A 10383-nucleotide genomic window follows, 5' to 3' on the forward strand; every position below is an offset into this window, starting at 1 on the left:
CGTTCGACGCCCCGAACCCGCCACCAGACTGCTGGCCGATCCGCGTTGCCAATCACGCCGGACTTCGTGTTGCCCATGCCGGGCGACCGTAGTCCGGCGTTTTTTCTGTCATGCCCCCTGCCGCATAAGCTTCATGTGACGCGGAAAATATTCTCGGAACGGGGTAGTGCTATCTTCGGGTATGGATGGCGATCTACGTGCGCGAGGCCGGCTTTTGCGACCCCCTGCGTAACGCGCGCCCGGTCCGCACTGTCTTCCGAATCGCCATGACACCGCAAACCATCCGCTTCTATCACCAGGGGTCTGTCCGCGAGGTCGCGGGCGTCCCGGCGACGCGCACCGTGCTGCAGCACCTGCGCGAGGATCTGCGCTGCACCGGCACCAAGGAAGGCTGCGCGGAAGGCGACTGCGGCGCGTGCACGGTCGTGGTTGGCGAACTCGATGCGCGCGGCGACCTCGCGTTGAAGGCGGTCAACGCCTGCATCCAGTTCCTGCCGACGCTCGACGGCCGCGCCCTCTTCACCGTCGAAGACCTGCGCGCCGCGAACAGCGCGCTGCATCCGGTGCAACAGGCTTTGGTCGACTGTCACGGTTCGCAATGCGGCTTCTGCACGCCCGGCTTCGTGATGTCGATGTGGGCGCTCTACGAGAACCAGCCCGCGAACGCCGGCCCGCCGAGCCGTAACGAAATCGACGCCGCGCTGTCCGGCAATCTGTGCCGCTGCACGGGCTACCGACCGATCATCGAGGCCGCGCAGAAGATGTTCGACTACGCGCGATATCCGCGTGTCGCGCTCGACCGCGACGCGATCGCGGCCACGCTGCGCACGCTGCAACGCAAGGACACATTCGAATACAGCGCGCCCGACACACGCGGCGCCGCGTTCGGCTCATCCACCTACCACGCCCCGCTCACGCTCGACGCGTTCGCGACGCTGCGCGCGCGGCATCCGGGCGCGCGCATCGTCGCGGGCAGCACCGACGTCGGGCTTTGGGTCACCAAGCAGTTCCGCGATCTCGGCGAACTGCTGTACACCGGCAACGTCGCGGAGTTGAAAACAATCGCGCGCGACGCGCAAACGCTGACCATCGGCGCAGCGGTCACGCTCGAAGACGCGTACGCGGCGCTCACCGCCGACTACCCGGAGCTCGCCGAGATGTGGACGCGCTTCGCCTCGCTGCCGATCCGCAATGCGGGCACGCTCGGCGGCAACGTTGCGAACGGCTCGCCGATCGGCGATTCGATGCCGGCACTGCTCGCGCTCGGCGCCGAGGTCGTGCTGCGCCACGATCGCACGACACGCACGCTGCCGCTCGATGCGTTCTACCTCGGCTATCAGAAGACCGCACTAGCGGCAGGCGAATTCGTGAGCGCGCTGCGCGTGCCGCGCCCGACCGGCGCGCTGCGGTTTCGCACCTACAAGGTGGCCAAGCGCTACGACCAGGACATCTCGGCGGTATGCGCGGCGTTCGCGCTGCACGTCGCGGAAGATGGCGCGATCCGCGCGGCGCGCGTCGCGTTCGGCGGCATGGCGGCGACGCCGAAGCGCGCCGCGCACGCCGAAGCCATGCTTAACGACGCGGCGTGGAACGAAGCGACCGCCCGACGCGCGATGGACGCGCTCGCCGCCGACTACCAGCCGCTCACCGACATGCGCGCGTCGAGCGCGTATCGGCTGAAGGTCGCGCGCAACCTGTTGTGGCGCTTCTACCTCGAAACGCGCGACGACGCGCCGCTCGCGCTTTGCGACGTGAACGCATTCGCGTTCGAAGCGGACGCAATCGTCGCGAAGGAGTCGCCGTGATGAACCGGACCGATGCCTTTATCGAACGCGCGGGTGAGCACGCCGCACCACGCGACGCGGCCATCGCTGTGCCGCTGCCGCACGAATCCGCCGCGCTGCACGTGAGCGGCGAAGCCACCTACACCGACGACATCGCCGAACTGCACGGCACGCTGCATGCAGCGCTCGGCCTGTCGCGCCATGCGCATGCGCGCATCGTGTCGATGGATCTCGACTCGGTTAGAAACGCGCCCGGCGTGATCGCGGTGCTGAGCGCCGACGATATCCCCGGCGAGAACAATTGCGGCCCGGTGCTGCACGACGATCCGATTCTCGCCGACGGCAAAGTGCTGTACCTCGGCCAGCCGGTCTTTGCGGTAATCGCCGAGAGTCATGAACTCGCGCGCCGCGCGGCCGCGCTCGCGAAAAGCGACGACGTGATCCGTTATGAGGCGCTCGACGCGATCCTCACCGCCGCCGACGCCAAAGCCGCGAAGCAGTTCGTGCTGCCCCCGCTGCATCTGCGGCGTGGGGACCCCGATGCAAAGATCGCCGCCGCGCCGCATCGGCTCGCCGGCACGTTCGAGGTCGGCGGCCAGGAGCAGTTCTATCTCGAAGGCCAGATCGCGTATGCGGTGCCGAAGGAGATGGACGGCATGCTCGTCTACAGCTCGACGCAGCATCCGAGCGAGATGCAGCAGGTCGTCGCGCATATGCTCGACTGGCCCGCGCATAACGTCGTGTGCGAATGCCGGCGCATGGGTGGCGGCTTCGGCGGCAAGGAATCGCAATCGGCGCTGTTCGCGTGCGTGGCCGCGCTCGCGGCGCAACGCTTGCGCCGGCCGGTCAAGCTGCGCGCCGATCGCGACGACGACTTCCTGATCACCGGCAAGCGCCACGACGCGGTCTACGAATACGAAGCGGGCTTCGACGCTCAAGGCCGGCTGCTTGGCGTGCGCGTCGAAATCGCCTTGCGCGCCGGCTATTCGGCCGATCTGTCCGGGGCGGTCGCGACGCGCGCGGTGTGCCACTTCGACAACGCGTACTACCTGTCCGACGTCGATATCGTCGCGCTGTGCTGCAAGACCAATACGCAGTCGAACACCGCGTTTCGCGGCTTCGGCGGACCGCAGGGCGCGCTCGTGATGGAGGTGCTGCTCGACAGCATCGCGCGCGAGTTGCAGCTCGATCCGCTCGACGTGCGGCTCGCGAACTACTACGGCATCGGCGAGCGCGATACGACACCGTATGGACAGCGCGTCGAAGACAACATCATCGCGGCGCTGACCGACGCGTTGCTCGATTCGAGCGGCTACCGTGCGCGTCGCGCGGCGCTCGCTGAATTCAACGCAAAAAGTCCGGTGCTCAAACGCGGCCTCGCGTTTTCGCCGGTCAAGTTCGGCATCTCGTTCAACGTGCCGTTCCTGAATCAGGCCGGCGCGCTCGTGCACGTGTACAAGGACGGCTCCGTGCTCGTCAATCACGGCGGCACCGAGATGGGCCAGGGCCTCAACACGAAGGTCGCGCAGGTGGTCGCGAACCAGTTCGGCTTGCCGCTATCGCGCGTGCGGGTGACGGCCGCCGATACGTCGAAAGTCGCCAACACGTCGGCGACCGCGGCTTCGACCGGCAGCGATCTGAACGGCATGGCCGCCGAAGACGCCGCGCGGACGATCCGCGCGCGGCTCGCCGAGGTCGCGGCACGCCAGCTCGGCGGCGACGCGAACGACGTGCAGTTCGCGCACGGCAGCGTAACTGTGAACGGCGGCGCGCTGCCGTTCGAACAGCTCGTCAACGCCGCGTATCTCGCGCGCGTGCAGCTATGGTCGGACGGCTTCTACGCGACGCCGAAAGTGCATTGGGATGCGAAGACGCTGACCGGTCATCCGTTCTATTACTTTGCGTATGGCGCGGCGGTGTCGGAGGTCGTCGTCGATACGCTGACCGGCGAGTGGAAGCTCGTGCGCGCGGACGTGCTGCACGACGCGGGCCAGTCGATCAATCCGGCGATCGATCTCGGTCAGATCGAAGGCGGCTTCATTCAAGGAATGGGCTGGCTCACCAGCGAAGAGCTGTGGTGGAACCGCGACGGCCGCCTGATGACACACGCGCCGTCGACGTACAAGATTCCCGCGGTCAGCGACACACCCGCCGCGTTCCACGTACGGATCTACGACAACAGCAACGTCGAGCCGACCGTGTTTCGCTCGAAAGCAGTCGGTGAGCCACCGTTGTTGCTGTCGTTCTCGGTGTTTCTCGCGATTCGCGATGCGATCGCGGCCGTGGTGCCGGGCGCGCAACATGCTCCGCCATTGCGCGCGCCGGCGACGCCCGAAGCGATACTCGATGCGCTCGATGCGTTGAGCGCGCTGCACGACGCAAACCGGGCCGAACCCGCCGCGCAAGCACCGCACGCGGCCCCACAAGGAGAATCGCCGGATGCAAGCCTGGCTCACTGACCTGCAACAGCTGCTCGCGCATGGCGATGCCGCCGTGCTGGTGACGGTTGCGCGCGTCGAAGGTTCGGCGCCGCGCGAAGCCGGCACGAAGATGATCGTCACGCGCGAGGCGGCCAAACATACGATTGGCGGCGGCCACCTCGAATGGAAGGCGATCGAGACGGCGCGCCAGGTGCTGCGCGACGGCATGCGCGCGCCGCACATGCGGCGGCTCGAACGCTTCGCGTTGGGACCGAGCTTGGGTCAGTGCTGCGGCGGTGCCGTGATTCTCGCGTTCGAGCGGCTCGACGTCGGCGACCTCGGCTGGGTCACCTCGCTCACGAAGCGCCTTGCGGCGGGTCAATCGACGGTGCGTAGCGTATCATTCGGACCCGCGCCGGATGCGGTGATGCTGTCGGAGCCCGAGCCCGGCATCGACGCCGCCGATTGCCTGCTGTGGGACGGCGCCGGTTTCGACGACAGCAGCGCGCTCCTGACCGAAACCATCGCACCGGGCGAGTTCGCCGTCGTGCTGTTCGGCGCCGGCCACGTTGGCGCGGCGCTCGTGCGCGTGCTCGCGACGCTGACGTGCACGGTGCGCTGGGTCGATGAGCGCGACGCGCAGTTTCCCCCGCTCGATACGCTGCACGCGCCGAACGTCACGATCGACGCGAACGACGCGCCCGACGAAGCGATCGATCAGGCCGCGCCGAAAACGTACTTCATCGTGATGACGCACAACCACGCGCGCGATCTCGAACTGGCCGAGCGCATCTTGCGGCGCGGCGACTTCGCGTTCTTCGGCATGATCGGCTCGCACACCAAGCGCAAGCAGTTCGAGCACCGGCTCGCGGCGCGCGGCATCGATCCGGCGCGGATCGCGCGGATGAAGTGTCCGCTCGGCGTCGACGGCATCGTCGACAAATCGCCCGAAGTCATCGCGATTTCAGCGGCCGCGCAAGTGCTGCAGGCCGTGGAGGCACACGCGGGCAAGCGCCACGCGACGCAGGCGGTTTGATCCGCGACCCGCGCCGCTCATTACCACAACACACAATTCCAAATCATCATGAATACGACAACCGCTACCCCGCTATCACTCGCAGACAAAACCGCGCGCGCCCCGAAGGCAGAGCTGCATATCCACATCGAGGGCTCGCTCGAACCCGAGCTGATTTTCGCGCTCGCGCAGCGCAACGGCGTCAAGCTCGCCTACGACTCCGTGGAAGCATTGCGCGCCGCCTATGCGTTCACCGACCTGCAATCGTTTCTCGACATCTACTACGCCGGCGCGAGCGTGCTGCTGCACGAGCAGGACTTCTACGACATGACGATGGCGTACGTCGAGCGCTGTCTCGCCGACAACGTCGTGCATAGCGAAATCTTCTTCGATCCGCAGACGCACACCGAGCGTGGCGTGCGGATCGCGACCGTGGTGGCCGGCATCGAACGCGCGCTCGCCGACGCCGAAAAGCGTGGCATGTCGAGCAAGCTGATCCTGTGCTTCCTGCGCCATCTGTCCGAGGACGATGCGCTCGCCACGTTCGACGAAGCGCTGCCGCTGTTCGAGCAGTACAAGCATCGGCTGATCGGTGTCGGTCTCGATTCGTCGGAGCGCGGCCATCCGCCGTCGAAGTTCGAGCGCGTGTTCGCGAAGGCGCGCGCGCTCGGTCTGAAACTCGTCGCGCATGCAGGCGAGGAAGGCCCGCCGTCGTATATCTATGAAGCGCTCGACGTGCTAAAGGTCGACCGCGTCGATCATGGCGTGCGCAGCATCGAGGACCCGGCGCTCGTCACGCGCCTCGCCGACACGCGCGTCGCGCTGACCGTGTGCCCCCTATCGAACCTGAAGCTGTGCGTGTTCGACGACCTGACCAAACACACACTGAAAGACCTGCTCGATGGCGGCGTCGCGGTGACCGTCAATTCCGACGATCCGGCCTATTTCGGCGGCTACGTGAACGCGAACTATCTGGCGACGATCGACGCGCTGAAGCTCGACGACGCCGAGGTCTACACGATCATCCGCAACGGCTTCGAGGCGTCGTTCGTGACGCCCGAGGAGCGCGCGATGCTGATCGGCAAGCTCGACGCGCATTGGCGGCAGTAAGCCGCGCGCTGACGGATTTCAACTGACGGGCCTCGACTGACGTCGGTGGCCGCTGCCGTCGTCGCCCAGCCTTCAACATTCGGAGACCGCTTTTCCATGACTGAACCGGCTCATCACGCGCCAGCCGCTCAATCGGCATTCCGCGCGCCTTTGCTGACCTTCAACGGCGATCCGGCGCACGCGCCGAACGCCGCGGTCTTCCACGAGGACGGTCTGCTGATCGTCGAAGATGGGCGCGTCGTCGCGGCGGACGGGTATGCGGCGCTCGCGTCGCGGCTCGCGCCCAGCACGCAGGTCGTGGAGCGGCGCGACAAGCTGATCGTGCCGGGCTTCATCGATACGCACATCCACTATCCGCAGACCGACATGATCGCGTCGCCGGCGCCGGGTCTGCTGCCGTGGCTCGATACCTACACATTCCCGACCGAGCGCCGCTTCGCCGATCCCGCGCACGCGCGCGACACCGCGAGCTTCTTCGTCGACGAACTGCTCGCGTGCGGCACCACGACCGCGCTCGTGTACTGCACGGTGCACAAGGAATCAGCCGATGCGCTCTTCGCCGAGAGCGAAGCGCGCAATCTGCGCATGGTCGCGGGCAAGGTGCTGATGGATCGCCACTGTCCCGAATTCCTGCGCGACACCGCGCAATCGGGCTACGACGACAGCGCCGAGCTGATCGGCCGCTGGCACAATCGCGGCCGGCAGATGTACGCGCTGACGCCGCGCTTCGCGCCGACCTCGACCGAGGCGCAGCTCGAAGCGTGCGGTGCGCTCGCGCAACTGCATCCGGACGTGTTCATCCAGAGTCACGTCGCAGAGAACACCGACGAAGTGAAATGGGTCGCCGATCTGTTCCCCGGCCACCGCAGCTATCTCGACATCTACGATCACTATGGCTTGCTGCGGCGTCGCGCGGTGTACGGCCATTGCATCTACCTCGACGATGAGGACCGCAAGCGCATGGCACAAACCGGCGCGCTCGCGTCGCACTGCCCGACTTCGAACCTGTTCCTCGGCAGCGGCCTGTTCGACTTCGAGAAGGCCGACTCGGCCGGCATGCCGATCGCGCTCGCGACCGACGTCGGCGGCGGCACGTCGTTCTCGATGCTGCAGACGATGAACGAGGCGCACAAGGTCGCGCGCCTCGGCGGTCATCATCTGACGGCGACGCGGATGTTTTATCTCGCGACCGCGGGCGCGGCCGAAGCGCTCGATCTCGCCGACAAGGTCGGAACGCTGAGGGACGGCTCGGAAGCGGACTTCGTCGTGCTCGATCCGCAGGCGACGCCGCTGCTCGCGCGCCGCACCGCGCGGCGCGAATCGCTCGAGGAATTGCTGTTCGCGTTTGCGCTGCTCGGCGACGATCGTGCAGTGTACGAAACGTATGCGGCCGGCAAGCGTGTGCATCGGCGCGACGACGCGCGCCAGCACGTGCCGGGCCGCGCGAAGATCGCGGCTTGACACTAGCTTCGGTTGAGACGCCCCGGTAGCCGACTCGCGACGGTCGGCTTTTCCGTTTAGCGCGCAGTCCTAGCGGTACTCATCAATCTCGACCGTGCCGCCCATCGCCTCCATCATGGCACGAATATCGTCGGGAACATCGGGCACGCGATCGCCCTTCTCATTGTCCCAATAACAAAAGAAGCGCATACCTGCGCCGGCTTGTTCTACAAGCTCGCGAAGATCCGCACGAGGTAAGGCCAAGCGCTCGACCAGATGGCGAAGGTGAGGCTCAAGGAAATCGCTTTGAATATGTTGTGTGCTATCGATGCCCCATACACCAGTTCGACGCGTCAGTGCGCGGTTCTGACCCGTGGGATCCCTAACTGGGTCGCCTTTGGTAATGGCGATATCGGGCGAGACACCGAAGTATTTCGTCCAGAAAGCAGGCTGAACCTTGTCGCCCGATATTGTGAATGAAGCGAATGCCAATTGACGCTGTATCACGGGACAGCCCCTCTCAATAGTTGTGCATGTTGTCGAGCCAGTTCCCGCGGAAGAAAACGTCCCCGTTGTCGTGCCAGACAACGTTGTGATTCCCTCGTAGGTCGTTAGCAGCCTTCATGACGTGGATCATCTTTCCGAACGTGTCGCGGTCATAGCCAAGCATTTTGGCGGCGTAGTCGGGGTTGTTGGTACTCGCCGCCAGTTCTTCCGCGTTGCTATCCGGTATATCAGGTTGATAGACGAACGGCTGCGCATTGCTCAACGGCGTTGCAGGGGAAACAGGCACTGACGACGTGGATTGAGTAGACTTCGCCGCGCTTCCCAGTGTGTCCAGCGTAGGAGCGTCATCCGCCGCCGCAGTGTACCTGCGCCGTTTCCGCTCTTCCTCGATGTATCGCTCAACCTCCTTGCGCGACGGCACGAAAAGCAGACTACCCCGTTCGATCGCGCGGCAGATTGCCTGTGCGACCTGCAGATCGTTCATCCTGTTGATGGGGGGATGGCCTGTCGTGTGCCCAAGGAGTCTGCGCAGGTTATCCATTTCCACGACGTCTGAGACCCACGACTCCGGTCTCGCCCACCTCAGGAAGTCATCGCGAGCGGCCTGAAAGGCCTCCTTTAGTTCGTTGTGCTCCTCGCGCGAAAGCTGCCCGCCCACTCCGCGCCACCATGAGGCAATGTGGAAACCCCACGCCTCCTTGATGTCCATGAAATTCCGGCTGAACCGCATCCCGATTCCCCACTATCCACTGTTAGACCAACCGCCAAGCTAGCAGCCGGCGACGGGATAGGAAATGGGCGGCGGATGATTCTGACGTTAAAGGTGGTGCGAGTACTGTCCAGCGCTGTCTAACGGCGCCTCAGCTCGGCTTGCACACCTCGTGCAATGCGTTCAGCCGCCGTACTGGGTCCGCGACATACGGATTCGACTCGTCCCACGCGTAACCGGCGAGGACCGCGCAGATCATGCGACGGATCGTGGGTGTCTGCCCCGGGTAGTAGATGATGTCCTGGAGCTCGCCCGTGTACCAGCGTTCGACGAACGCACGGAACGTATCGATCCCCTTGCGCAGCGGCACGTCGTAATCGGCTGACCAGTCGACCATCTCGCCGTCGAGCTGCCGGTTCAGCGCGGGCGCCGCCAGATGCGCGGAGCGCAGCGCAATGGTCACGCCCGACGAAAACACCGGATCGAGAAACTCGCCCGCGTTGCCGAGCAGCGCGTAGCCCGGCCCATGCAGACTCGCGACGTTCGCCGCGTAACCGCCGATCTGCCGCACCGGCATCAGGAACGACTCCTGCCCGATCAGCCGGTTCAGCGTCGGCTCCTGCTGGATCAGTGCACGCAGCGTCGCCTCGCGCTGCGCCTCCGGCGCGTCGAGAAAGCTCGCTTCGGCGACACACCCCACCGACGAACGGCCGCCCGCGAGCGGAATCATCCAGAACCACACGTCGCGACGCTCGGGATGGGTCGCGATGCAGATCTTGTTGCGATCGATGTCGTCGAGCGCGAGGCCGTCGCGCACGTGCGTGAAGAGCGCGGCGCGCGTCGGCATGCGAGTCGGCGCTTCCAGGTTCAGCAGGCGCGGCAGCACGCGCCCGAAGCCGCTCGCATCGAGCACGAAGCGCGCTTCGACCTGATACGCGTGCCCCGCTTCATCGGCGACGTCGAGCACCGGCGCCGCGCCCGTCTGCACCGCGTTGACCGTGTGACCGAACCGCACGTCGGCGCCCTGCCCGGCCGCGCAGCGAATCAGCACGTCGTCGAACAGCGCACGCTCGACCTGGTACGTGGTGCCCCAGCCGGGCGAATGCTTGTCGCGGAAGTCGAACGACGAGCGCTGGTCGCGATACACGAAATACGCGCCGTTCTTGTACTGGAAACCCGCCTCGACGACGGCCTGCAACATGCCGGCCTCTTCGAGGTAGGCCATGCTTTGCGGCAGCAGGCTCTCGCCGATCGAGAAACGCGGAAAGTGCTGACGCTCCAGCACCAGTACCGAGTGGCCCGCCCGGCGCAACAGCGCGGCGGCCACCGCGCCGGCCGGACCCGCGCCGATGATCGCGACGTCGGCCACGGTCCGCTTTGAAGAATCGCTATTCAATT

8 protein-coding genes are annotated in these 10383 nt (G+C 65.7%); 5 read left to right on the plus strand and 3 right to left on the minus strand.

Annotated elements, in window-relative coordinates:
- Positions 1-266: 266 nt before the first annotated feature.
- From xdhA to guaD, 5 genes are all read left to right on the plus strand, one after another.
- Positions 267-1805, plus strand: a complete 1539-nt coding sequence (gene xdhA / locus L0U81_RS11670) for a xanthine dehydrogenase small subunit (RefSeq protein WP_233802778.1) — start codon at positions 267-269, stop codon at positions 1803-1805.
- Entirely contained in the window at positions 1805-4243 is a 2439-nt protein-coding gene (xdhB, locus tag L0U81_RS11675; RefSeq protein ID WP_233802780.1) for a xanthine dehydrogenase molybdopterin binding subunit, read from the plus strand. The genes xdhA and xdhB overlap by 1 nt, the downstream gene beginning before the upstream one ends.
- On the plus strand, positions 4224-5240 hold the full coding sequence (xdhC, locus tag L0U81_RS11680; protein ID WP_233802782.1) for a xanthine dehydrogenase accessory protein XdhC: 1017 nt from the start codon (positions 4224-4226) through the stop codon (positions 5238-5240). The genes xdhB and xdhC overlap by 20 nt, the downstream gene beginning before the upstream one ends.
- Before the next feature lie 48 nt (positions 5241-5288).
- Positions 5289-6329 (plus strand): adenosine deaminase, encoded by a 1041-nt coding sequence (locus L0U81_RS11685; RefSeq protein WP_233802784.1) that lies wholly within the window; start codon positions 5289-5291, stop codon positions 6327-6329.
- A gap of 96 nt (positions 6330-6425) precedes the next feature.
- On the plus strand, positions 6426-7790 hold the full coding sequence (gene guaD, locus L0U81_RS11690) for a guanine deaminase (RefSeq protein WP_233802786.1): 1365 nt from the start codon (positions 6426-6428) through the stop codon (positions 7788-7790).
- 69 nt (positions 7791-7859) lie between these two features.
- Here guaD and L0U81_RS11695 read toward each other — a convergent pair whose 3' ends face one another.
- The 3 genes from L0U81_RS11695 to L0U81_RS11705 all read right to left on the minus strand — a co-directional run bounded on the left by L0U81_RS11695 (position 7860) and on the right by L0U81_RS11705 (position 10381).
- On the minus strand, positions 7860-8276 hold the full coding sequence (locus L0U81_RS11695) for a DUF4279 domain-containing protein (protein WP_233802788.1): 417 nt from the start codon (positions 8274-8276) through the stop codon (positions 7860-7862).
- A gap of 13 nt (positions 8277-8289) precedes the next feature.
- Positions 8290-8985 (minus strand): hypothetical protein, encoded by a 696-nt coding sequence (locus L0U81_RS11700; protein ID WP_233802790.1) that lies wholly within the window; start codon positions 8983-8985, stop codon positions 8290-8292.
- 151 nt (positions 8986-9136) lie between these two features.
- Entirely contained in the window at positions 9137-10381 is a 1245-nt protein-coding gene (locus L0U81_RS11705) for an NAD(P)/FAD-dependent oxidoreductase (RefSeq protein ID WP_233802792.1), read from the minus strand.
- Positions 10382-10383: the final 2 nt, after the last annotated feature.

The organism is Paraburkholderia sp. HP33-1, assembly GCF_021390595.1.
Lineage (GTDB): Bacteria > Pseudomonadota > Gammaproteobacteria > Burkholderiales > Burkholderiaceae > Paraburkholderia.

Coding starts and splice junctions, on each gene's coding strand:
- xdhA (WP_233802778.1), top strand. CDS start 267: ATGACACCGCAAACCATCCGCTTCTATCACCAGGGGTCTGTCCGCGAG.
- xdhB (WP_233802780.1), top strand. CDS start 1,805: ATGAACCGGACCGATGCCTTTATCGAACGCGCGGGTGAGCACGCCGCA.
- xdhC (WP_233802782.1), top strand. CDS start 4,224: ATGCAAGCCTGGCTCACTGACCTGCAACAGCTGCTCGCGCATGGCGAT.
- L0U81_RS11685 (WP_233802784.1), top strand. CDS start 5,289: ATGAATACGACAACCGCTACCCCGCTATCACTCGCAGACAAAACCGCG.
- guaD (WP_233802786.1), top strand. CDS start 6,426: ATGACTGAACCGGCTCATCACGCGCCAGCCGCTCAATCGGCATTCCGC.
- L0U81_RS11700 (WP_233802790.1), bottom strand. CDS start 8,985: ATGGACATCAAGGAGGCGTGGGGTTTCCACATTGCCTCATGGTGGCGC.